Source organism: Caballeronia sordidicola (assembly GCF_002220365.1).
Lineage (GTDB): Bacteria > Pseudomonadota > Gammaproteobacteria > Burkholderiales > Burkholderiaceae > Caballeronia > Caballeronia sordidicola_C.
This window is the reverse complement of the sequence record NZ_MTHB01000223.1, coordinates 1-23,305: the sequence shown is the minus strand read 5'-3', so window position 1 is coordinate 23,305 and position 23,305 is coordinate 1. Positions and strand designations below refer to the sequence as shown.

Annotated in this window: 23 protein-coding genes; 9 read left to right on the top strand and 14 right to left on the bottom strand. The window is 59.7% G+C overall.

The features are described from left to right. Nucleotides 1–660: 660 nt before the first annotated feature. Complete coding sequence (locus BSU04_RS31010) at nt 661–1,452, top strand: TenA family transcriptional regulator (RefSeq protein WP_089164106.1); 792 nt, start codon at nt 661–663, stop codon at nt 1,450–1,452. A 162-nt stretch (nt 1,453–1,614) separates the two neighbouring features. Here the strand turns inward: BSU04_RS31010 and BSU04_RS31005 are convergent, their stop codons facing one another. The 5 genes from BSU04_RS31005 to BSU04_RS30990 all read right to left on the bottom strand — a co-directional run bounded on the left by BSU04_RS31005 (nt 1,615) and on the right by BSU04_RS30990 (nt 5,826). Next, on the bottom strand, nt 1,615–1,902 hold the full coding sequence (locus BSU04_RS31005; RefSeq protein WP_144021408.1) for a hypothetical protein: 288 nt from the start codon (nt 1,900–1,902) through the stop codon (nt 1,615–1,617). Nucleotides 1,903–2,235: 333 nt separating this feature from the next. Continuing rightward, nucleotides 2,236–2,679, bottom strand: coding sequence for a hypothetical protein (locus tag BSU04_RS31000; protein ID WP_089164104.1), 444 nt, complete (start codon nt 2,677–2,679; stop codon nt 2,236–2,238). Beyond that, a complete protein-coding gene (locus tag BSU04_RS30995; protein ID WP_256983493.1) occupies nt 2,679–4,253 on the bottom strand; it encodes an FAD-binding oxidoreductase in 1,575 nt (524 codons plus the stop codon). Before BSU04_RS30995 ends, BSU04_RS31000 begins: the two co-directional genes overlap by 1 nt. Nucleotides 4,254–4,330: 77 nt before the next feature. Next, nucleotides 4,331–4,468 carry a hypothetical protein gene (locus BSU04_RS46740; RefSeq protein WP_179258494.1) on the bottom strand — a complete coding sequence of 46 codons (138 nt, stop codon included), beginning with the start codon at nt 4,466–4,468 and terminating at the stop codon, nt 4,331–4,333. 164 nt (nt 4,469–4,632) lie between these two features. Next, nucleotides 4,633–5,826, bottom strand: coding sequence for a GNAT family N-acetyltransferase (locus BSU04_RS30990; protein WP_089164102.1), 1,194 nt, complete (start codon nt 5,824–5,826; stop codon nt 4,633–4,635). A gap of 407 nt (nt 5,827–6,233) precedes the next feature. On the opposite strand from BSU04_RS30990, the gene BSU04_RS30985 reads away from it, so the two are divergent. From BSU04_RS30985 to BSU04_RS30970, 4 genes are all read left to right on the top strand, one after another. Further along, nucleotides 6,234–7,109, top strand: a complete 876-nt coding sequence (locus BSU04_RS30985; RefSeq protein WP_089164101.1) for a sugar phosphate isomerase/epimerase family protein — start codon at nt 6,234–6,236, stop codon at nt 7,107–7,109. A 19-nt stretch (nt 7,110–7,128) separates the two neighbouring features. Further along, nucleotides 7,129–8,190: an isopenicillin N synthase family dioxygenase gene (locus tag BSU04_RS30980; protein WP_089164100.1), complete on the top strand. Its 1,062-nt coding sequence runs from the start codon at nt 7,129–7,131 to the stop codon at nt 8,188–8,190. Between the two features lie 64 nt (nt 8,191–8,254). Beyond that, nucleotides 8,255–9,094, top strand: coding sequence for an ABC transporter substrate-binding protein (locus tag BSU04_RS30975; RefSeq protein WP_256983491.1), 840 nt, complete (start codon nt 8,255–8,257; stop codon nt 9,092–9,094). A gap of 55 nt (nt 9,095–9,149) precedes the next feature. Next, entirely contained in the window at nt 9,150–10,718 is a 1,569-nt protein-coding gene (locus BSU04_RS30970; protein WP_089164099.1) for an amino acid ABC transporter permease/ATP-binding protein, read from the top strand. A 14-nt stretch (nt 10,719–10,732) separates the two neighbouring features. On the opposite strand, the gene BSU04_RS30965 is transcribed toward BSU04_RS30970, so the two are convergent. Beyond that, nucleotides 10,733–11,623 (bottom strand): LysR family transcriptional regulator, encoded by an 891-nt coding sequence (locus BSU04_RS30965; protein ID WP_089164098.1) that lies wholly within the window; start codon nt 11,621–11,623, stop codon nt 10,733–10,735. A gap of 198 nt (nt 11,624–11,821) precedes the next feature. Here BSU04_RS30965 and speB point away from each other — a divergent pair, with 198 nt between their 5' ends. The 3 genes from speB (at nt 11,822) to BSU04_RS30950 (ending at nt 14,617) form a co-directional block, all read left to right on the top strand. Continuing rightward, nucleotides 11,822–12,772, top strand: coding sequence for an agmatinase (gene speB / locus BSU04_RS30960; protein ID WP_089164097.1), 951 nt, complete (start codon nt 11,822–11,824; stop codon nt 12,770–12,772). 62 nt (nt 12,773–12,834) lie between these two features. Further along, nucleotides 12,835–13,605 carry a class II aldolase/adducin family protein gene (locus tag BSU04_RS30955; protein WP_089164096.1) on the top strand — a complete coding sequence of 257 codons (771 nt, stop codon included), beginning with the start codon at nt 12,835–12,837 and terminating at the stop codon, nt 13,603–13,605. 85 nt (nt 13,606–13,690) lie between these two features. Continuing rightward, on the top strand, nt 13,691–14,617 hold the full coding sequence (locus BSU04_RS30950; RefSeq protein WP_089164095.1) for a 2-hydroxyacid dehydrogenase: 927 nt from the start codon (nt 13,691–13,693) through the stop codon (nt 14,615–14,617). Between the two features lie 53 nt (nt 14,618–14,670). Here BSU04_RS30950 and BSU04_RS30945 read toward each other — a convergent pair whose 3' ends face one another. The 4 genes from BSU04_RS30945 to BSU04_RS30930 form a co-directional block, all read right to left on the bottom strand. Then, on the bottom strand, nt 14,671–15,882 hold the full coding sequence (locus BSU04_RS30945; RefSeq protein ID WP_089164094.1) for an ABC transporter substrate-binding protein: 1,212 nt from the start codon (nt 15,880–15,882) through the stop codon (nt 14,671–14,673). Between the two features lie 170 nt (nt 15,883–16,052). Then, nucleotides 16,053–16,805 carry an arsenical resistance protein ArsH gene (arsH, locus tag BSU04_RS30940; RefSeq protein WP_089164093.1) on the bottom strand — a complete coding sequence of 251 codons (753 nt, stop codon included), beginning with the start codon at nt 16,803–16,805 and terminating at the stop codon, nt 16,053–16,055. Further along, nucleotides 16,805–17,227: an arsenate reductase (glutaredoxin) gene (gene arsC, locus BSU04_RS30935; RefSeq protein WP_089164092.1), complete on the bottom strand. Its 423-nt coding sequence runs from the start codon at nt 17,225–17,227 to the stop codon at nt 16,805–16,807. The genes arsH and arsC overlap by 1 nt, the downstream gene beginning before the upstream one ends. Before the next feature lie 54 nt (nt 17,228–17,281). Then, nucleotides 17,282–17,605 (bottom strand): ArsR/SmtB family transcription factor, encoded by a 324-nt coding sequence (locus BSU04_RS30930; protein ID WP_089164091.1) that lies wholly within the window; start codon nt 17,603–17,605, stop codon nt 17,282–17,284. A 204-nt stretch (nt 17,606–17,809) separates the two neighbouring features. Between BSU04_RS30930 and BSU04_RS30925 the strand changes: the two genes are divergently transcribed. Next, nucleotides 17,810–19,561, top strand: a complete 1,752-nt coding sequence (locus BSU04_RS30925) for a methyl-accepting chemotaxis protein (protein WP_089164090.1) — start codon at nt 17,810–17,812, stop codon at nt 19,559–19,561. Between the two features lie 151 nt (nt 19,562–19,712). Here the strand turns inward: BSU04_RS30925 and BSU04_RS30920 are convergent, their stop codons facing one another. The 4 genes from BSU04_RS30920 to BSU04_RS48960 form a co-directional block, all read right to left on the bottom strand. Next, nucleotides 19,713–20,345: a VC0807 family protein gene (locus BSU04_RS30920; RefSeq protein ID WP_089164148.1), complete on the bottom strand. Its 633-nt coding sequence runs from the start codon at nt 20,343–20,345 to the stop codon at nt 19,713–19,715. Between the two features lie 244 nt (nt 20,346–20,589). Then, entirely contained in the window at nt 20,590–21,186 is a 597-nt protein-coding gene (locus BSU04_RS30915) for an alpha-ketoglutarate-dependent dioxygenase AlkB (RefSeq protein WP_256983486.1), read from the bottom strand. A gap of 37 nt (nt 21,187–21,223) precedes the next feature. Then, the gene (gene dinB, locus BSU04_RS30910) at nt 21,224–22,381 is read right to left on the bottom strand and encodes a DNA polymerase IV (RefSeq protein ID WP_089164089.1); all 1,158 of its coding nucleotides are present in this window, start codon (nt 22,379–22,381) and stop codon (nt 21,224–21,226) included. Nucleotides 22,382–22,970: 589 nt separating this feature from the next. Next, nucleotides 22,971–23,305 (bottom strand): integrase core domain-containing protein (locus BSU04_RS48960; protein ID WP_144021407.1); only part of this gene is annotated, 335 nt, incomplete at its 5' end.

Below are 23,305 nucleotides of genomic sequence, written 5' to 3'. Positions count from 1 at the left end.
TATGGTTGCGTCGGAGCAGACTTTGCGCGTACTGGTTGAAAAATGGCTGGGCGCGGTGAGCGCCGGGCATCTGCACGTGTGCTCCATACATCGTATCCGTGCAGGGCGCCGCCGGTGCGTTTGCATTGAAGTGGAACGCGCATCCTCTTCACTCAGCTGCGCATTCAGTTCTTTCACGCTCTTCTTTTTCCGCCACGACGATGGCGCCTGGCATATCTATCCGCCAGAGGCGGTACGCCCTGCCATGAATCTCGGCCGGCTGGCCGCTTGAGCGCAGACCGATAGTCCATCCCCGCCAAAATCTAGCATTGCCGCTCGGCCCTTACAGTGACTCGGCGCGTACGTACTTCAATGCGCCGCGCCGATGAACAACGCAAGCGGGCTGCATCAACCTCCGGCAGGTCTTGATCTCTCAACCGTTTCACCGGTCCAAGGTCCCGGGCCGCGACATTGTTGCGTGTCGAGCGAGGGGCGTCGTCGGGATGCTGTCTGAAGAATGGATTTGATTAAATGTTCCGCGAAATGTGCGCATCTGCATATAGGAAATGCTTTTGCTCCCCGAAGCTTGGCGGGCATCACGATGGCGAGTTGAGAACCGGCTTGCCCGCATAGGATGCCGCGGCCCAACACCTGAAACCCATTCCTGTGAGAGATCATCCGATGAAAACAGACTTCACCCGTACCGGCGAACTCAAGAACGTTGCAAGCTATCCGCAGTGGCTGCAAGACGTAGTCAAGGATTGCGAGGAAGCGAAGCGAAAGGTTGTCTATCACCCGTTGTGCAAGGCCATGAAGGACGCGACGCTCGACATGGAAAGTACGCATCGTTTTCTGATTGGCTTTTTCCCCGTCATCGAACAGTTTCCGCAATTCATGGCGTCGAACCTGATGAAAGCACGGTTCGGCCATTCGCATGGAGAAGGGATGGCACGGTCCTACCTCATCCAGAATATCCGGGTCGAGAACATGCACGCCAAGCATTGGCTGCAATGGGCAGGGGCGAGTGGCCTCGGGCTCGATGACCTGCTGTCGCAAGAGGTGCCCAGTGAGATGCATGCGCTCGCGCACTGGTGCGGGCATGTCAGCCTCACCGACGACCTGGCGGTAGCGGTGGCGGCAACGAACTACGCGGTGGAAGGTGCCACGGGTGACTTCTCGTGCTTTGTCTGCTCTGAAGAAACGTATGCGCTGACCTTTCCGGAACCGATTCGCAAGTCGGCAATGCGTTGGCTCAAGGTACACGCCCATTACGATGACGAGCACCCGTGGATGGCGTTGGATATCGTGGCCACGCTGCTGGGTACCAATCCGCCGGTGGAGTCGATCAACAAGGTCCGCGCTGCCATTCGCAAGAGCTACGACTATATGCGCATGACGCTCGATTACGCATACGGGACGCCGTCCGAACCGTTGACGGCACGTGCAGTGGAGGAAGAGCCGGTAGCGGCCTGAGCGAGCCCGGTTTGGAATGTTAAATGGCGGTGCCTGCTATCGGATAACAGGCGCCGCTATTTTTTTGAATTGGGCTGAAATTCGTTGCGACTTATGTGCGAGTAACCGGCATGTCGCCGGTGTCTGGATGTGCATTGTTTTGAAGGCGAGTACCTGCAGTGCTCAAGCGCCTTTCTGCTCGCGTGACTCGGTGCCTGATGTCAGCGTCGTCGGTGCCTTGCTGAACAGCGCTACCAGCAGCCCGGCCAGCGGCACGCAAAAAACAAGTGCTGTTGTCATCAGGCTGTTTGCCGAGCCCTGCGTGAAGAGCGGCAGGACGATCGCGACCGCCGGCCCCAAGGGCAGCATGACAAGGAGGTACGCACTCCAGCTCAGACCCCTCTTGCCTGCAATCGCAGCGACTATTGCTGCGCAGACGCCGTACAGCACGAAGCCCGTCATCGGTTGCATCGTCTTCCCCGGTTTTACGATTTAGCCAAAGTGTATCGGCGCCGAATTCGGGGACCAACGAGAAAACCTCCAGATGTGTGCGCTACATCACAACCATAAGCAGGCTGCTGAAACGGGGTGCGTCAGCGCACATAAAACGGCACCGTAACGGGGCTTGAAAGGCCGTTATGGTCATGTTTCTTTAACGGAATGCTGTTGGGTTCTTACTTGCCCTCACGGCTGCTTACGCGCTTTCTTGCCGATTACGCTTTCTTGCCGATTACGCGTTCGTGTCGAATTGGGTTCGTCTCATCGCGTTGCATCGGTCAAGGGACAGCAGAACCATGGTTGCGCTCAGGAACAGGTCCGGGCGCCGTTAGCAACCAGTTGCCACATGACTAGCGTGTCGGGCCCCGCATGCGCATCTGCCGTGCGTTGCGCGACCCGCAAGCCGATGCCTTGGGCGAAGCGTGTCAGCAAGAATGCGCTCGCGTGCGTCGTCAATCCCGCTATTGTGTTTCCAGGTGAACTGGCCAGAGGTATCAGGCGTTCAAACCACAGCACGCCAAGATCGCTTCCTAGCGGCACGACGCGTGCGCCCATCGCGCGCGATCTGACAGCAAAGGCGCGGCTGTCCGCCACGTGTTCGTCGAAGACGATGGTGAGCGCGTGGCCAAGCGCTACTTGGTCGCTTGATAGCGTCGGCGACCACAGCATCGTCTGCGCGGGCCATGACGTGCGCATGCATGTGACCGCCAGCGAAGCGGTCGCAAGGAACTCACGCCGCCCGGTTTTCATCAGTCACGCTCCTTGGTCTTCTTGGGCCAGATACCTTGTTTTCCCGGCGACAGGATGCCGTTCGGATCAAGCGCTTCCTTGATGCTCTCGCTCATGCGCATTAACGCATGAGCGTTGAAATCATATTGGGATGCGGCGAGATCCATGAAGGCGAGGTGAGTTCTGTATTGACCATAACCCGCCGCGCCGAAGTCGTTGATCAACGTCTTGAGCAGCTCACTTGCGTCGCGCGCTTGCGCCGGATCGTCACGATTAAAGATTGCCGCAAAGATGTGATGCATGCTGCGCGGACCGGCTGTGAAACCGCCGTAGTAGTCGAAGCCATAATGCGCGGCCTGTTCCCTGATCATTCTATATTGCCGGACCGCGTCGCGTCCAAGCGGCGCACAGACGGGCGAAAAATCGATGTGCGCGCCGGAGCCGCCGCGCCAGTTCAGCAAGTTGAATGCGTCGAGATTGGGAATGCCGACCTGGCTGCGATCGCCGCCGCCTTTGGGTTCAACGTTGGCATGGGTATAGGGTGATTCCGTCAACTCGGCGTCGGCGATGGATGAGAAGCGCTGATGTATCACATCTCGGCGCGCATTCACCAGCGCTTGCGGGCCATACAGGCAGAAGCGAAGATTCCAGCGGCCTATGCCGAGCTTGCGTGTCATGGTCTCCATGGCCGGCTCAGGTATTGCACCCGGGCCGTCGTGCCATTGCTTGCGTGTCGACACGCCGGCGGCCCAACGGACCGCACTTTCGATGACCGCGTTGCTTTGTATCGTGTCATCGAATTTCAGGGGACGCAGCGTCTCGACAATGCTCTCAAGATCGGCGTCGTGCCGGAACTTATAGTTGCACAGCATGTAGCCTTCGGGCTTCGGCATCAACCAGATGCCGAGCTTGGTGACAATGCCAAAATTCGACTGCATGAACATGGCGTCATAGGAAGGACCAAAACCTGCCTTGAACCCCTGCCAGTCCTGATTGCCGTTCATTGCGCCCATGCCGGTACGTACGATCTCGCCGTTCGCGAGCATCACTTCCATCCCGCATTGCATGGCCGCGTGATCCCCGTATGGGGTCGTGCCGAAGCCGCGCTCCAGTGTATTGCCGACCACGCTACCCCAGCCGGCAGCCGGCGGATCAAGCCACAACCCGATGCTTCGCGCTTGAAGTGCCTGATAAAGGTCGTAGTAGCTGACACCCGGTTCGACGAGCGCATAACCGAGCGTCTCATTGATCTCAATGATGCGGTTCATGCGCTGCAAGTCCAGCACGACAGATCCTTTAAGCCGGGGCGCCGCGCCGCCGTAAGCAAAGTTGCGTCCGGTCGATACACTCCACAAAGGGACGCCGAAGCGGTTCGCCACGCCGAGCACGGCGCGAAGCTGCTCGACATTCGACACCATCACAATGGCCGACGCTTCATAAGTGTGTGCGTCGCCGGGCGCGAACGGATCAAGATACGGCTCTGCCGCACCGTCTCCAACGAGTACGGCGTTTTGGCCCACGATCGTCCGGAATGCCGCGAGCGCCTGCTGGAACTCAGGCTCCGGCATTCCGGGGGGACGCGGTGGATCACTCATATTCCGGGCATCCGGAACACGTTGATCGACGCGATGCTTTCAATCGCCTTCAACCCCGTTAACTCGTCAATACCCTGTCAATATCCGCCGCTACTGGAGCTCCCGCTCGATCCTGAGGCTGCGCCTGAACCGTCGGTTTGGCATCCGGCAAGCGAGACAGCGAGCGACACGGTCAGGATAGCCAGCAACGTCGATGCAATGCGTTTGAAGTTCATTTGGTTTCCCCATTAATTGTGGACAAGCGCGCACTCACCGCCAGCGCGATGTGTGGCACCCATGAACTAAACGAACCGAAGCGGCAAATTATTCCCTGACTTTTTGACATCGTGAGTTCGTAGCGCTGATGCACGCATGAAGTTCGCTTTAATGACCAGGCCCGTCAGGACGGATTCATCGGGAGATCGAGCGAGCGCTTGCCGCCGGGATCGTTAGGCGCGAAGGCTGGCGTGCCACGCCTTTGCCCCGCTAACAAGCTGCTCAATCGAGCCACCTGTCGAGCAACTGTCCGCACGGTTTTTTTACTGCGAAATGCGAGTACGCCCCAGCGCGAACTGGCAATCTGCGCGCTCCACGCCCCAGTAATGTTATTGCGGCTCCAATAAGCCTTGAAGCGTTCTGCACCCACGCCGAAATCTACATTCAGATGTCGATCGAAGGCCCATTTGATGACGTGTTCGACGACGATTGAACCGGGACCGAACCTGGCAAACCGGGCGTCGAAACTGGCGATCAGGCCGTCGACGCAGGTTGTGCCCACACCCACCACCGTGGCCGCGACCGGCTCGCCATCAAGGGTGACCACGAACAGACGGCCCATGGCGCGTCCATTCGCCGGGCAGAGGAGGTTGACGAGAAAGTCGCGGTAGTGCGACGAGCTAAGCCACTCGCCTCTCTTTCCGACCCGATCACCCCAAGCGCGTTTGCGCGCCAGGATCCAGTCGACGAGCGCCGCGTTCTCGCTGGCGTTGCCGGGCTCCGTCAGGCGCACTGCAAGCTCACCTTCCTTCGACAAGCGGCGTTCGAGTGCACCGGGCTTTTTTCCGCTCATCGTGCCCAGCGTCTTGCAGAACGTGTCCCATTCGGTTTCCTCGCGGAGCTTCGCAAACGCGGCGACGGTGCGCGCAGCGATCATCACGTGGCGTTCGCGCGAGGCGACCGCGTGCAGTTCGGAGCCTTCATCCACGTACTGCAGCTTGATGAAATCGGCACCGCAACGCTTCAGCGCCGTCTGCCACGCGCCCGCAATCAGAGCCGGGGTGGCGGGGCTATTGGTGACGAGCACTCTGGTGTAATCGCCGGCTTCGGGGCTCAGGGGGCAGAGATAAGTCCACAGGAGCCGCCGGTACGTCACAAGCGGCCAGACCATGACAAGTTGCCCTTTCTCGCGATGCACGATGCAGCAAAGGTGTCTGCCACGCGGCTTGGCGACATGTTGCCAGGCCAGCCAGCATACGCTGAACGACTGGCCATATTGACCGTGCGCGCTCGACCAGAGATCGTCCCATTCGTGCTGTAAAGCCCGAAAACCATCCTCGTCGCTCACGATCTCAAACTGACAATCTGCCTGGTTCATAGTGTCTCGGGTAATAAACGCTGCTGTCCGGCGTCGCCCTGCGGGCTCGCGCGGTCGGTCTGGCGAGTAACAAGTGGTTGGAAGTCGAGCGGAGGGCAGAGCACCCATTGATAAGGTCTATGGTGCCGGTTGCGGGAATGACGCGATGTTCGGCAGCACACAATCATATGAGGAAATAACTTGGTGGCGTGGGGTTGGGACCAAGGCAGCAAGCGCGCTTGGAAGTTCATGGGCGAAATAGGTAGGTGATAGGTCGGCATTTTTTGAACGCCACTTGACGGCAAAACTTAGTTTAGAAATTTCAAAACTAATTGTTTTGTTTTCAGGATTTTTTACCGCCTACGCTGTATGCGACATTGCTTTCACAAGAACGGCGCGGTGCCGATCCCACCATCAAGACTCTGCCAATGCAACTGGACATCTTTCGCTCCCTCTGGGGCCATCGCGGCGACCGGCGCAGTATTTTCAGCGACGTTCGCGAGGCGGGCCTGGCCGGTATAGAAGCCCGCCTGCCGCTGACGGCGGACGAACGCACTGCGCTGCTGCGGGACCTGAAGGAACATGAGCTTGACTACATCGCGATTGTCTTCACCGACAACGCGGTGTTGCCCGACCAGCGCGCCACGCCCGCGCAACATCTGGAAGACCTGGATCGCAAGCTTGGATCGGCCGCGGACTTGTCGCCGCGCTTTATCAACGTGCTGGCCGGCAATGACCGTTGGCCGCTTGCGCAGCAGGTCGAGTTCTTCGGCAATGCGCTTGAGCTCGCACGGAAACACCAGCAGTTTTGCAGTTTCGAAACGCATAGAGCGCGATCCCTGTATAGCCCGTGGGTGACGCTGGATGTGATCCGGCAGGTGCCCGACTTGCGGTTCACCAGCGACATCAGTCATTGGGTCGTCGTATGCGAGCGCCTGCTCGATGACACCGAGGACGACCTCACGCCGTTCATTGAACGTGTGCATCACATCCAGGCGCGCGTGGGTTATGACCAGGGTCCGCAAGTGCCGCATCCCGCCGCCGCCGAATATTCATTGCCGCTCGCTTTTCATCAGGACCACTGGGCTGCCATCTGGCGCTCGCAAGCGGCGCGCGGCTACCAGAGCACGACCCTCACACCCGAGTTCGGACGGGACGGCTACCTGCACCATCTGCCGTTCACCGATGTTCCGGTCGCCGATCTGTCCCAGCTCAACGAGTGGATGGTGCACGCGGAGCGCCAGCATTTCAGCCAGATCAATTTCAGCGAGATCAATTTCAGCCAGATCACGGACCCGCACTGATCCAGAGGAGCAATACGCGATGCAAGCGAACCACGCCGACGAAGCTGCGCCGGAAAAAAATTTCACATCGATTCCGGTGATCGACATCTCCGGCTTGTTCAGCGACAAGCTGGCCGATCGCCAGTCGGTCGCCACCGAACTTGGGCGAGCCGCCCGCAACGTCGGGTTCCTTTATATCTCCGGTCACGGCATAGATTCCGCGGTCATCAACGGTCTGAGACAGGCGGCCAAGGACTATTTCGCGCAGCCGATCGAAAAAAAGATGGAGCACTACATAGGCACGTCCGATACCCACAAGGGATTCGTGCCCGAGGGTGAAGAGGTCTACGCAAAGGGTAAGCCCGACCATAAGGAGGCGTTCGACGTCGGCTTCGAAGTTCCCGCCGACGACCCCCTGGTGCTCGCCGGCACTCCGTTGCTTGGACCGAACCACTGGCCTGCGCTCGACGGTTTCAAGCCCGCGGTGCAACGCTACTACCAGCAGGTGTTCGCGCTTGGGCGTGTGCTGTTCCATGGCTTCGCGCTGGCCTTGGGGCTGCCTGAGGACCACTTCGATGAGCTGGTCACACGACCGCCCTCGAAGCTGCGCCTGATTCATTATCCGTTCGACGGTGCCGCGCAAGATGCACCCGGCATCGGCGCGCATACCGACTATGAGTGCTTCACGATCCTGCAAGCCGACGCACCCGGTCTCGAGGTGATGAACGGCCTTGGCGAATGGATCGATACACCGCCGCTGCCGGGGACGTTCGTCGTGAACATTGGCGACATGCTGGAAGTGATGACCTCCGGCGCATTTGTTGCAACGGCTCACCGCGTACGCACCGTGCGCGAGGAGCGCTACTCGTTCCCGCTGTTCTACGCATGCGATTACCACACGCTCATCAAACCGCTGCCGGCCTTTGCGAAGGCGGGCGACGAGTACGAGGAGATCGCGATTGGCGAACACATGTATGGGCAGGCGCTGCAAACCTATACCTACCTGCGCCAGCGCGTGGCGCAAGGACGCGCGACGCTGCCCTCGCGTGCTCGCAAACCGTCCAGTTTCGGGCACCTGAAAAAGGCCGGACAGCCGGGCTGATCTCCGGCTGGGCGACTGAGCAAGTTCATCAACACATCAACCCTTCTTCGAGCGGAGTCACACGATGATTTTCAAGCCGGACACCAAGCGCTTCCTGATCGCAGCCGCGACTGCCGCCTTCGCCGGCGCATATGCCATGACCGGTGCGTTTGCACAGACGCCGGCTAATGCCGTTACGCTTGCTCCCGGCCAGTTCAAGGTCGGCATGGAAATCACCTACCCGCCGTTCGAGTCCTACGATGGCGACAAGGTGGTCGGCTCCGATCCCGATTTTTCACGGGCGCTCGCCAAGCAATTCGGCGCTAACGCGAGCTTCGTCGACACGCGTTTCTCCGGTCTTATCCTCGGCTTGAACGCACGTCATTACGACGCGGTCATCTCCGGCATGTATGTCACGCCCGAGCGCGTCGCGCAGGCCCAGGCGATTCCTTACGCGCAGACCTCGGCGGCGATCATGGTGGCCGCCAACAGCACGATCAAACCCAAGACACCCGAAGAACTGTGCGGACTGCATGTGGGCCTCGAACAGGGGACGACGTGGGTAGCGAAGTTGCAGGCGTTGTCGAAGGATTACTGCAAGGCGAACGGCAAGGGCGAGATCACGGTCAGCGAGTATCCGTCGGCGCCGGAAGTGTTGCAGGCGCTGCTTTCGAATAACGTGCAGGCACAAATGGAGATTGCCGGGGCGGCTCATGCGCTCGCCGCCAAATCGTCGGGCCGGGTAGTGGTGGTGCAATCGCCGGAACTGATCTATCCGCAGACGCTGGGTATCTATGTGAGAAAGGATGACACGGCGCTCTACGACACCCTCACCAAGGCATTCGACGCGTTGAAGAAAAACGGCGAGTACGAGGCCATGCTCAAGAAATACAACCTGTCCTTGCCGCCCGCCAAATCGTCCTGATCCTTGGGTGATACCTGATCCGAGCACCGCGCACCGCGTCTAGCGAGAGGCACTCATGCACTACGATTTCCCCTACCTGCTGTCGCTATTCGCGTTGCCGGCCTTCTGGCAGGCCTGCGTGACCGTCGTGGAACTCAGCGCGCTTTCGTGGCTGACAGGCCTGGTGCTGGGCTTTCTGCTTGCGTCGGCGAAGCTGTCCCGTGCGCGCTGGCTTTCAATGCCCGCCGCTGTATACATCTGGTTTTTTCGAAGCGTTCCGCTGCTGGTCCTGGTGGTGTTCGTCTACAACTTGCCGCAGCTTTTTCCCGCTAGCGGCGTGGCGTTATCGCATCCGTTCTTCTCCGGTTTCGTTGCTTTGGCGCTCACGGAAACCGCTTATATGGCCGAGATTCACCGCGGTGGATTGTTATCCGTGGCTAGAGGACAGCATGAGGCGGGCGCGGCGCTAGGCATCCGTCCGATCGGCCTGCAGCGGTTGATCGTCATTCCGCAGGCGCTTCGCATTGCGTTGCCGACGCTGATCAACGAGTTCATCACCTGCGTGAAACTGACGTCGCTGATTTCGGTGATATCGCTGAGCGAGTTGCTGTTGGTCGGGCAGAGGCTGTATTCGCAGAACTTCCTGGTGATGGAAACCTTGTCGGCTATCGCCATCTATTACGTGCTGATAGTCACCGTCTTTGGCTGGTTGCTGCAGTATGTCGAGCGTCGGCTTGATCTTTCGAAGCGCAAGCCGGAGACGCTTGCGGCCGAGCAAATAGCAGCGCTGCGCACGCGGCTTGTACCTGTTGCGCCGGTTGCGTTGGCTAATGCCCAGCCGGACGGCAAGGGTGCGCCGCATGCGTTGGTGCTGAAGAACCTGCATAAGCGTTACGGTGAACATGAGGTGCTCAAGGGCATTGATCTGGAGGTCAAGGCAGGGGAAGTGATCGCGGTGATCGGACCGTCAGGTTCGGGGAAGACTTCATTGATTCGCACGATCAACGCGCTTGAGCCTATTGATCAGGGCGAGATCATCCTGTTCGGCAAGGCTTTCATTTCCGCCGCCGACAAAGCGAATATCCGGCGTGTACGCGATGGCGTGCGGCAGATTGGCATGGTGTTCCAGAGCTTCAATCTATTTCCGCACCGGACCATCCTGGAGAATGTAACGCTCGCGCCGCATTATCACGGGTGTGGCAGGCGGGCGGATGTGACTGCGCGGTCGCTGGCGTTGCTCGACAAGGTGGGTCTGCTTGCGCACGCGTACAAGTATCCGCATCAGCTTTCGGGAGGGCAGCAGCAGCGCGTGGCGATCGCGCGGGCGCTTGCGATGGACCCCGCCATCATGCTGTTTGACGAGCCAACGTCGGCGCTGGATCCGGAGCTGGTCGGCGATGTGCTCAACGTGATTGGCGAGCTTGCCAAGGAAGGGATGACGATGATTATCGTTACTCATGAGATGGACTTTGCGATGTCGATTTCCGAGCGCATCGTGTTCATGGAGAATGGTGTAATCGAGCTCGATGCGGCACCCGATGCGATAAGGCATCAGGATGGCGCTGAACGGGTGCGGCGGTTTATTGGCGTGGCAAGAGAAGGGACGCAAGTGGAGCGGGGCGTTTCGGTCGCACTGGGTTCTTAAGCGAACGCGAACCGCTAGCGCCCAAGATGCCCCTTCAGCGTATCGCGGAATTTCTGGATCAACGGTTCCTTCGAACGCCCACGCCTGACGATCAACGCAAACGGCGCCTGATAGCCGAACCCTGCCGGTGCGAGAGCGCGCAATCGGCCCTTGTCGACCCAGGCTTGCGCGTAATGCTCGGGCAGGAAGCCGATAAACGCGCCGGACAAGATGAGGATCAGTTGCCCTTCCATGCTGTCCACCGTCGCTTCGCTGCGCTTGAACCCATGTCGCGCCAGCTCTGTCTGACTCCAGTACGCGCGTCCGACCATTCGCTGCTGGCTGATCGTTTCCTGCGGGATGTGATGCTCATTGAAAAGTGGATGGCTGTCGCTGCAATACAGCCAATGCTGCTCGCGATAAAGCGAATGGTAGATCAGCCCGTTCATGCGCAACTGAAACGCGCCGATCGCCAGGTCAAGGCGGTTTCCCAGCACACTAAGCTGCAATTCATAAGGGCTTTGCACATGCAAATGCAAATGCAGCGCGGGATGCTCGCGCGTAAATGCACCAATGATGTCGGAGAGCGGCAACGCTTTATCGCTGACCGTGGAATCCAGTACCCCAAGCTTGATACTGCCGCGCAATTCTCCGCGCAGTCCGGCGGCGTAACGCTCGAAACCGTCAACCTCACCAAGCAGCCGCAACGCTTCCTGATGAAACTCCTCGCCCTTGGGCGTCAGACTAAAACCGCCGCGACCGCGATGACACAGCACCACGCCCACCAGCGATTCCAACTGACTCATGTAGGTGCTGATAGCCGACGTGGAAAGATTCAGTTCCTGCTGCGCCGCGGCAAAACCCTGGTGTCGGATCACGCAGGTAAAAATGCGCAGCAGTCGAGCGTCAGGCAAGACAGTGGCCACATCGGACTCCATCGAATACGGTAAATGCCGGCAAGCGAACTGCCCGATGCAAGGGCGACGAAGCACTACCCCCGGCCCGGACGTGCCGATACTTTAGAAATAACTGAACTAAATATTTCGCACCAGCACTTTGTCGGTGCACCGATGAGCGCCAGAATTCAATACAGACAGTTCGACGAATGAATGTGAGGACGAGCCATGGAAAAAATCTTTCACCAGCCACTCGGCGGAAATGAAATGCCGCGCTTTGGCGGCATTGCCACCATGATGCGCTTGCCGCATCTCACTTCGGCTGCTGGCCTGGACGCTGCGTTTATCGGCGTCCCGCTGGACATTGGCGCGTCCTTGCGTGCCGGTACCCGATTCGGCCCGCGGGGGATTCGCGCCGAGTCCGTCATGATCCGGCCTTACAACATGGCGACCGGCGCCGCTCCGTTCGACTCGCTTTCGGTAGCCGATATTGGCGACGTGGCCATCAACACCTTCAATCTGCTGGACGCGGTGCGGATCATTGAAGAGTCGTATGACCGCATCGTCGAGCAAGATGTGGTGCCGCTGACCCTCGGCGGCGATCACACCATTACACTGCCGATCCTGCGTGCGTTGCATCGCAAGCACGGCAAGATCGGCCTCGTCCATGTCGATGCTCACGCCGATGTCAACGACCACATGTTCGGCGAGAAGATCGCCCACGGCACGACCTTCCGGCGGGCGGTGGAGGAGGGCTTGCTCGATTGCGAGCGTGTGGTACAAATTGGATTGCGTGCCCAGGGTTATACCGCCGACGACTTCAACTGGAGCCGCCGGCAAGGCTTTCGCGTGGTGCAGGCGGAAGAGTGCTGGCACAAGTCGCTTGATCCGCTGATGGCCGAAGTCCGGGCCAAGGTGGCGGGCGGTCCGGTGTACCTGAGCTTTGACATCGACGGTATCGATCCAGCGTGGGCGCCCGGTACGGGCACGCCCGAGATTGGCGGGCTGACGACGATTCAAGGCATCGAGATCATCCGTGGTTGTCATGGGCTGGATCTGATCGGATGCGATCTGGTCGAAGTGTCGCCACCCTACGATACGAGCGGGAACACGTCGCTGCTGGGAGCGAACCTGCTTTATGAAATGCTGTGCGTGCTACCGGGCGTGAAACGTCGCTAAGCTTCGTATTCAGGCTTCGTTGTCACGCCTCAAGCCGCATCATCAGGAGGAGGGAGCAGATCATGGAAACGACTACTACGCCCATCGTGGCGGCCGAACAAAAGGTGCGCGAGGATCTGGCGGCGTTGTATCGGCTGATGGCGCATTTCCGCATGACGGACATGATCGACACGCACATTACCGCGCGTTTGCCGGGTCCGAAACCCGCGTTCCTGATCAACCGATACGGCGTGTTGTTTCACGAGATGCGCGCCTCGGACCTTGTAAAGATCGACTACGAGGGCAAGGTGATCGACGAGCGTGCACGCGATACGCCCGAGCTCTTTATCGTCAACGAGGCCGGTTTTACGATCCACTCGGCGGTTCATATGGCGCGCGAGGACAATGCTTTCGTCGTGCATACGCATACGGCGGCGGGAACCGCCGTGTCGGCGCAAGAGCAAGGGCTTTTGCCTATCAGCCAGCATGCGCTGAAGTTCTACGGCAAGCTGGGTTACCACGACTATGAAGGCATTGCGCTTGACCTGGGCGAGCGTGAGCGCCTGGTCGCCGATCTCGGTCCGCACAAGGCGATGATCCTGCGCAACCACGGCCTGCTCGCTGGCGGCGCGAGCGCTGCGCACGCGTTTCACGAGATCTACTTTCTCGAGCGCGCTTGCCAGGCGCAGGTGCAGGCGCTGGCCGCAGGCGTGCCATTGCGGATACCGCCAGAGCATGTTCGCGAACTCACCGCGCGGCAGTTCGACTCGGAAGGTGCGGACGCCATCATCGCACTGGCATGGCAAGCGGCGCTGCGCCTGATAGCCGACAACCTTCCCGACTATCGGTCTTGACCCGTGACCCGGCTGCATGATTCTCACGTCGTGCACCGGGCGATCGATTGTCAAGCCACTCCCCAAGCCACTCCCCACGCCACTCATGACCAAGCTCGTACTCATTAGCCGAGACTACGACATGTCGGCGCTTGCGCCCGTGATCGTCGCAGCGGCCCCCGAACTGCAGGTCCATTCGTTCGGCGCGCCCAACACCGGCGATGCGCAAGTCGCCGTGTGCTGGAATCCACCGGCGGGCGCGTTGCGCTCGCTGCCTGAGCTCCGGCTGGTGCACGCCATTGCTGCTGGCGTTGACAACATCTTGTGCGATCCCCAACTGCCCGCCGTGCCAATATGCCGCGTGGTCGATCCGTATCAGGCGCGCGCCATGAGCGAATTTGTCATGTGGGGTGCGCTGCATTTTCATCGACAGTTCGATCAGGTGCTTGCCAACCAGCGAGCCGGACTATGGCAGGTGCCGGCGCAAAAACTCGCAAGCGATTGCACCATCGGCGTGATGGGGCTCGGCGAAATCGGCGCGCGGGTTGCCGCCGACCTGCTGCATGCAGGTTTCACGGTAAAGGGCTGGGCGCGTAGTGACAGGACGCTGCCGGGTATCCAGTCATTCAGCAGCCGGGACGCGTTGCCGGCATTCCTGTCGGGTGTCGATATCCTCGTGTGCCTGCTGCCGCTGACCAGCGAGACACGCGGTTTGTTGAACGCCGATCTGCTGAGGCAATTGAACCCGGGCGCGAAACTGATTCATGTCGGCCGGGGTGAACATCTGGTGATGGACGCATTGCTTGCGGCATTGTCCAACGGCCACATGGACGGCGCGATCGTCGATGTTTTTCCCAACGAGCCTTTGTCGCCCGATGATCCGCTCTGGCGCCATCCCAAGCTCATCGTTACGCCGCATATGGCGGCAATCGCAAGCCTCGAAACCATTGGCTCCCAGATCGCTGAGAACGTGCGGCGCCTGATGCGTGGCGAGCCGCTTAACAACCAGGTGGACGTCGGTCAGCGGCAGTGAAAGTCAACTAAGACGTTTCCAGCTGCGAACGCCACCACGTCCGGCGTGGTCGCTCACTTCCACAACGCGCAACGCGATATGGCTTTGGACCCGAACGCCTGCTCGCCGGGTATGGTCGCGGTGATCGTGTAGAAATCCCATGGCTCCTTGGACTCCGAGGGTTTCTTTACCTGCATCAGGTACATGTCGTGAATCATGGTGCCGTCGGGCCGGATATAACCCTTGGCGTACATGTCGTCGATCTTCATCTTGTGCAGTTGCTCCATCACTTTCGTGCTGTCGGTCGAACCCGCCGCCTGCACCGCCTTCAGGTAGGTCGTCGCGGCCGAATAGTCCGCAGCCTGCAAGCTGGTCGGCATCTTCTTCATCTTGGCGAAGTAGCGCTGCGCCCATTTGCGCGTCTCGGCATCCTTGTTCCAGTACCAGCTATCGGTCGCGAGAAGACCCTGGGCGGTCTCGAGTCCGATGCTGTGGATGTCGGTGAGAAAGATCAGCAGAGCGGCGATCTTCATTGACTTGGTCAGGCCGAATTCCTTCGCGGCCTTGATCGAGTTGATCGCGTCGCCGCCCGCGTTTGCAAGGCCCAGGACCTGTGCCTTCGACGCTTGCGCCTGCAACAGGAACGACGAGAAATCCGATGCCGATAACGGATGCCGCACCGCGCCGAGCACCTGCCCGCCATTCGCCTTCACGACATCCGACGTGTTCTTTTCCAGTGCCTTTCCAAAGGCATAGTCGGCGGTGAGGAAGTACCAGGTCTTGCCGCCTTGCTTCGTCACGGCCAGGCCGGTGCCGTTCGCGAGCGCGACGGTGTCATAGGCGTAGTGGACCGTGTAAGGCGTGCATTGCTCGTTGGTCAGCGCATCTGCACCGGCGCCCACGTTGATGTACGGAATCTTCTTTTCAGCGGCAATCTGGTTCGTCGCGAGCGCGGTGGCCGAATTCGTGCCGCCGATGATCCCGTTGACGCCGTCGCGGTCGATCCACTCGCGCGCTTTCGATGCCGCAATGTCCGCCTTGTTCTGGTGATCGCCATACAGCAGTTCGATGGGCTTGCCGTTCACCTTGCCACCGAAGTCGTCGATCGCCATGCGGATGGCTTCGAGACCTCCCTGGCCATCGGAGTCGGAGTAGAGCCCTGAAAGGTCTGTAATGAAGCCGAGCTTGACTGAGTCGGTTGCGGCGTGCGCCGCGCTCGCGGTGAAGCTCAGGATGGCTGCCGAGACGAGGCCGCACGCAGAGCGTCGGGCGAGTATGTTGTTCATTGCCGTCTCCATCGGTTTTTATGGGCGGCGCGAAGGCCACCGTGTATCGCTGTGTATCGCTTTGAATTCTCGATATGCTCGAAGAGCAGCTCGTGCGAGCAATCCGTCAGGATCGAAAATATCCGCTTGGCACGAATGAAGTCAAGGCTTACAGCACTGAGGTCGCGGCGCTACTCGACGTCTTCATCATCCGGGGTGGCCGTTTCATGAGCCATCGCGGTGTTTGCGAGCATCGTTGCCTCCACCGGTGACGCTTGCCTGCGCTCGCTATAGCGATCAGTCAGATAAGACGAACGATCGCGCACAAGCAAGGTGAACTTGACCAACTCCTCCATGACATCCACTACGCGGTCGTAATACGCCGAGGGTTTCATGCGGCCGCTGCCATCGAACTCCTTGAATGCCATGGCGACCGATGACTGGTTCGGAACCGTTACCATCCGCATCCATCGGCCGAGGACGCGCAACGCGTTCACGGTATTGAAAGACTGGGATCCGCCGCTTACCTGCATGACCGCGAGCGTGCGGCCTTGCGTCGGCCGCACTGCGCCGATTTCCAGCGGAATCCAGTCGATCTGGTTCTTGAATACCGAGGTCAGCGTTCCATGCCGTTCAGGGCTGCACCAGACTTGTCCTTCCGACCACGTGGACAAAGCGCGAAGCTCTGCTACTTTAGGATGATCCGGGGGGACGCTATCGGTAATCGGCAGGCCGTGAGGATCGAAGACTTTTGTCTCGGCACCAAGATGGTTGAGGATGCGTTCGGCCTCGAGGGTCAGGAGGCGGCTGTATGACGAGGGGCGCAGCGAACCATACAGCAGCAGAATCCGCGGCGCATGGGTTGCAACCGACTGGGGCGCCAGCTTTTCGACGCTCGGAATGTCGATGTGGCCCTGGCTGATATTAGGCATTCCTGATGACATTAGCGAACCCGGTTGCCTTTTCCATCTATGACAATCTCACCGTCTTCCTTGCTGAACGGTCCTTTCTGCGCTTCCGGCAGGATCTCCAGAAGCAGTTCGGATGGCCTGCATAAACGCGTGCCTGCGGGCGTCACCACGAACGGACGATTGATGAGGACAGGGTGCGCGAGCATGGCGTCCAGCAACTGTTCGTCCGTTAGCGTCGCATCGGCAAGACCGAGTTCCGCGAACAGCTTCTCTTTCTCCCTGATCGCTTGCCGGACGCTCAGCCCCGCATCCTCGATCATTTTAGAAAGCGTGTCGCGGCTGGGCGGCGTCTTCAGGTACTCGATCACTTCCGGTTCAACGCCCGCATTGCGGATCAGCGCCAGGGTATTGCGCGACGTGCCGCAAGCGGGGTTATGGTAAATCGTGATGGCCATGTCATGAGTCTCCATGAATCGTTAAAAAGGGGCGTGCGCGTTTATCAACGCCGTTCAGCGGGAGCGTTTCGATACCGTGCTCGCCGAACACGTGCCGCCTTCGCAACAGTTTTCGGTAAGGAAGCCAATGAGCCCGCTCATGGCGCCGAAGTTCGCCGAGTAGAAAATGAAGCGCCCATCCTGGCGCGCATCGACCAGCCCGGCGTGTGAAAGGTCTTTCAGATGAAACGAAAGACTCGATGGCGATACGCCGAGTTGCTGAGCAATGTCACCGGCCGCCAGACCCTCGGGTCCCGCTACGACCAGCGCCCGAAAGATTGCCAGCCGCGACTCGTGCGCGAGCGCGCCCAACGCGCGGACAACAGTGTTTGAGTTCATTCGGTAAAGCGTACAACAAACGCTTTTACATTTCAATAAATATTGAAATGTAAGCTGGTGCAGTTCAAGCATTCGCTCAAGTGACGCCGGAGTTTGCCGTTAAAGGGTATGGGCCGAATGACGCAGTCGGCCTCGGTTGCGTTCGCAGTCATCGACGCGCGCTGCCGCTTGGATATCGATGTGAGATTTGAAAAGTGAGACGACATGTTTTCGACGATTAAAGGCCGCCTAGGCATTGCCATGGCGCTTCTGGGTCTGTTGCTGATCGTGATCGGCGGGCTGGGGCTGTGGGGAATGAGCCGCGGTAACGACACGACTCGCGGCCTCTTCATGAACCAGATGCCTAGCGCCGTCGCGGCCGGCAACGCGGAAATGTTCACTGCCCGTGAGCGGCTCAGCTTCGATCGTGCGGCCTTGCTGGTTGGCAAGCCCAGCGCGGAAACAGCCATTGGGCGCGGGGCATTGATGCGCACGCGTGCCGACAAGGAGTGGGCGACCTACGCCGCGCTGCCCCAGGGTCCGGGTGAACACAAACTGGCCGAGGACTTCGAAGCCAAGCGCCTTGCACTCCAGAAGCTGATGGACGACGGTTACGCCAATATCAGGGCGAACGACGCCGACAAGATCGTCGCTTCCGCGGAAGCCATGCAGGTTGCGTTCAACGAGTTGGCCACGTTCGGCGAAGCGCTTCGCAAGTATCAATTCGACTCTGCCAAGAGCGACTACGACAACTCGCAGGAATCATTCGGCGACTTCCGTCTTGTCAGCATTGCTGCCATTCTGATCGGTCTCGCCGCGGCCATGTTCTCGTGGCTGTCGCTGCGTCGTTCGATCGGGCGTCCGCTCGAACAAGCGCTGGCGCAATTCGATGCAATCGCCGCCGGGGATCTGCGCCGCGAGCTGATCGTCACCTCGCGCGACGAGATGGGCCAACTGCTGTCGGGTCTCGCGAAGATGCAGGCGAGCCTCGTCAGCACGGTACGCACGGTGCGCTCGGGCAGTGAATCGATTGCGTCGGCGACCAAGCAGATTGCGGCGGGCAATATCGATTTGTCGTCGCGTACTGAAGAGCAGGCTTCGGCGTTGCAGCAAACGGCATCGAGCATGGACGAGTTGACCGGCACCGTGAAGCAGAACGCGGAAAACGCGCGTCAGGCGAGCTCGTTGGCCGCTAACGCGTCGGACATTGCGAACAAGGGCAGCACGGTTGTTTCGCAGGTTGTCACCACCATGGGCGACATCAACCACAGTTCGACGAAGATTGCGGACATCATCACGATCATCGAAGGCATCGCGTTCCAGACCAACATCCTCGCGCTGAACGCAGCGGTGGAAGCAGCGCGCGCCGGTGAACAAGGACGGGGTTTCGCGGTCGTGGCGGCAGAAGTTCGCAGCCTCGCACAACGCTCGTCGGCGGCCGCGAAGGAGATCAAGGAACTGATCAACACGTCGGTCTCGCGCGTCCAGACGGGCACGACGCTGGTGGGCGATGCAGGCCGCACCATGTCGGAGATCATCGGCGCGGTGCAGCGTGTGACGGACATCATGGGCGAGATCGCGGCAGCGTCCGAAGAGCAGAGCAGCGGCATTGATCAAGTGGCGCGCGCGGTCACGCAAATGGATGAAGTGACTCAGCAAAATGCGGCGCTGGTGGAAGAAGCCGCGGCCGCGGCGCAATCGCTGGAGGATCAGGCGGGCGCGTTGAAGGCGGCAGTCGCGGTGTTCCAGCTGGACGACCGAGGTCTGGAAGTCAGCAAGTCGGCGCTCAGTGTGAAACCGGCGCGTGCTGCGGCGCATCGTGCGTTGGCGGTGCCGAGCAAACGTGCGATCGCTGTGAGTTCGAGTTCGAAGCTGAGCCCGGTTGCAGTGGCCGCACGGCTCAAGACACCGGCGCTGATCAAAGAGAAGTCGAAGCCCGTAGCATTGGCCGGTGCTGCCGATTGGGAGGCGTTTTAACCAGTGGTTTGATCTAGCCGGCGGTCCAAGGGAGGCGATGGATCTTCGCGTCTCCCGGCCGCGACAGGTTCGCGATTCTATCCACCACGAACGCAGATGCAAGGGGACGGGCCGAGCTTTTTGCCGCCGCTTTGCAACCACCATGGCACGCTCACTTCGCGGGAAATGCTGACGGATCCATTCGTTTCATGCGCCGTCTCTCGAGGAAGGTCCATAGCGTCAACCCGCCATACGTCGCGTGTCGAAGAATAGTAGAAACGCCGGCGATCCATGCTGCATTTGCCCACTCGATATTAAGAAACAACCGCACGGCATTCTCGGCCGTCAGACCCAGTCCCCACACAAGTGTCATCTTTCGAATGACCGCTACGAGGTCAGGATTGTCGCGCCACCATTGCTCGAACTGAGTTGTTCCTCCGTCTTGCTCGCGGGCTACGGTCGAGCGCCCGAGATAAAACACGAGCGGCCGCGGAAAAGCGAGTGAAATCAAAAACGCGATGCCGATCAAACCGGAGATGACGGGCTCTTCAAAAAGGCGCGTACGCGGATTGTCGATATACGATGAAACCGCCAGTGAGAATAACGTGCCGACCAGTACGATCGCACTCAGCGCATCAAAGTGGCGCAAGCGTAAAAGGTCCCAGGTCATCCAGGCTATCAGCGGCAGCGTGGAGGCGGCTAATGCTCCGAGGTGGCCCCACTGCGGATACGCAAGGTGATAGGCGAGCCACGGAAAGAGCACGTTGACGCAGATCGCGGATAAATATCGAGCCCGGTTGTTCATACGAATCGCTTGATCGCCGAAGTTCAGCACTGCCGGATTGCCGGCGCGGGACGAGCAAAAATACCACGGCGCGTTTGACGTGTCTCAAGTGTCTCAAGTGTCTCAAGTGCCTCAAGTGCCTCAGGCGTTTCATGCGTCTGATCGTCCGCGCTGCAAACACGGTGGCCGTCAACGAAACGATAGGAACGCCCGAAAACTTCGGCGCACCCCTATCGAGGTTGAAACAACGCGTGCTCCCGAGTTCCTAGCGCTGCTTGAGCGTTGCAGCATCAAAGCATCGAAACGCAAGGCTGATGCGCGCTCCGTCAACACCGCTCATCTTCGGTATGCCGTGATTGTGCGTAAATTGCGATGCGTAACTCATCACGATCACACTGCCCGCATGCAGGTCCACGTTGAGCGTGCGGCCCTTGCCCGACTTCGCGCGAATGGTCATGCGACGGGTCGCGCCCAGTGAAAGGATTGCGATTGGCGCTTTCTGCACCAACCCCTGCGTCTTGTCGTTATGGGGCGCAACGCTGTCGTTGCCATCGCGATACAGATTCAAGCCGACGCTGTTGAACTGCGCGCCGGCAATCGCGCCCACTTGTACCGCTGCCTCCATCAGAGGCTCCGGCAAGTCTGGCGCGTCCAGCGAAAAGTGCGCCATCAGCCGGGGCACATCGACCTCGCGTTCGTACATCAGGCGGCGCTGATTGCCCCACGTCACTTGGCCAAGCGCCAGCGCAAACCACGCGTGCGCAGTGGCTTGCGGGACCACGTCGGGCAGGTAACGAATCCCGCTTTCGGCGTCTTGCACAAGGTCGAGCGGCACCGCATCGAACAGATCGCTTTGAAACACGACGATTCCTTTCCTGGCTTTTCCTGGCTTTTGCCAGCTAATCCGCCGCGAACGGCAATTCACCCTGAACCGATTGCGGCTCGGCGACTTCCGATCCCGCCGGCAGCAACGCCGTCACGCGTACACCGAGCAAACGCAGTCGCCGCTCGAGCGGCACGCGCTTCAGGCACTCAGTCGCGGCGCGCCGGATCTCCGTTGCATCGGCCGTTGGAAACGGGACCGTCAGGTCACGCGTGACTGTGCTGAAGTCGTTGTAGCGCAGCTTGATGCCGACCGTGCGGCCCTCGTACCCCTTGCGCCGGAGGTCGTCTGCCACGCGGGTACACAGGTCGGTAAATGTCGCCGAAAGTTCTGCGCGATCGTGGCGTGCATGCAGGTCTCGCTCGAAGGTGGTTTCGCGGCTCATCGACTTCGGCTCGGAGCTGACCACAACGGGCCGTTCGTCGAATCCCTGCGCCACTTCGAGGAGCCATGCCGAGTAGGTCCGGCCAAAGCGGGCCTGCAGTATCTCGGGGTCCGCGCGCGCCAGGTCACCGACGGTCTCAATGCCGATAGCCGCCAGTTTTTCATTCGCCTTCGGCCCGATGCCGTTCACCTTGCGTACGGGCAGCGGCCAGATTCGCAAGGGTACGTCGGCAGGGGTGAGGATGGTCAGGCCGTCGGGCTTATCCAGTTCCGAGCCGATCTTCGCCAGCAGCTTGTTCGGTGCGACGCTGATCGAACACGACAGGGCGGTCGCGTCGCGCACGGCCTGCTTGATGCGTGCAGCGGTCTCGGCGGGGTCTCCCGGCAGGTCGGTCAGGTCGATGTAGATTTCATCGATACCGCGGTTCTCAATCTGCGTGGTGAACGTGGCCACTGCCTCCTTGAAGAGGCGTGAGTAATGCCGGTACGAATCGAAGTCAGTGGGCAGCAGGATGGCGTCGGGCGCGAGCTGTGCGGCTTTCATCATGCCCATGGCGGAAAACACACCGAGCGCGCGTGCTTCGTAGGTCGAGGTGGTGACAACGCCGCGGCCCGCGTATTCGCGTAGGCGCTTGAAGCGCCGGGTGCCGTCCGCCAGTGGTTCGGGCGTGGCGTTCCTGCCGCCGCCGATCACGACCGGCTGGCCGCGCAATTCGGGGTAGCGCAGCAGTTCAACGGACGCATAAAAGGCGTCCATGTCCAGATGCGCAATGTGCCGCGTGGCCGTCACCGCTGCGCTCCGGCACGTAAGCGGCTCAACGCGATTGCTGGGTAAGAACCGAATGTGCCGGCATTTCCGCTGGAATCGGACATGACCTGAATAGCTGTATGGATGTACAGTATTTTACATCAAAAGTGCGGGGAGCAATACGGCGGGGAGAGCAATGAGTTGGACGGGGGGCACTGAAAATCAAGTACTTGCCAATAAATTCGGTCACGCGCCAGATCACGCGGGACGGAATAAGTTGGACTTGTCGGAGTGTGAGAGCAGCCCGTGTTGCGTCGGTTGCGAAAGGCTGCATGCGGCCAGGTCCGATCAGTCAACCGGCGAAGGAGTCGGACATTCGAAGGTCCGCTGCACGCAGCTAAGCGCGTTCAGTCCATGATTTTGTTCGTCAGGTCAATTGCCGCTATTGATGCCTTGGCGCTCGCCTGGCGGACGACAGTTGCTAGTCGCGCGAGGACGTAGGGTTGACCGTATCAAGGTGACCAATGAGGGCATCAACAAAAGCGCGGACCTTTCCCGACATGCTGCGGCGTATCGGATACAGCGCGTGAAGCTCCGGCGCGTGTCAAACGCTTTGAGACAATATTTTTGATTAGTTTAGTGTGCAATTCTGTGTTTTCTTGTCATCTCCTTTTGCCGGTTTCGGCATGTTGATACCGGCCTCTGTCGGCAGTGCTGGCGGATGAGGTTGGCAATGTTTGAAGCGGTTGGGATGCTGCAAAAATGCGGTTTTCAGGACAAGGGCGCGTTGCTCATAGATGGCCGTCGCTGCGCCAGAATGCATGGCGGCAGGTGTCATATAGCCGATGCCGGAATGACGGTGATCATCGTTGTACCAGGCGAAAAATGTCTGGCAGAACGAACGTGCATCTGCAAGCGAATTGAACCGTTCCGGAAAATTTGGCCGGTACTTCATGGTCCGAAATT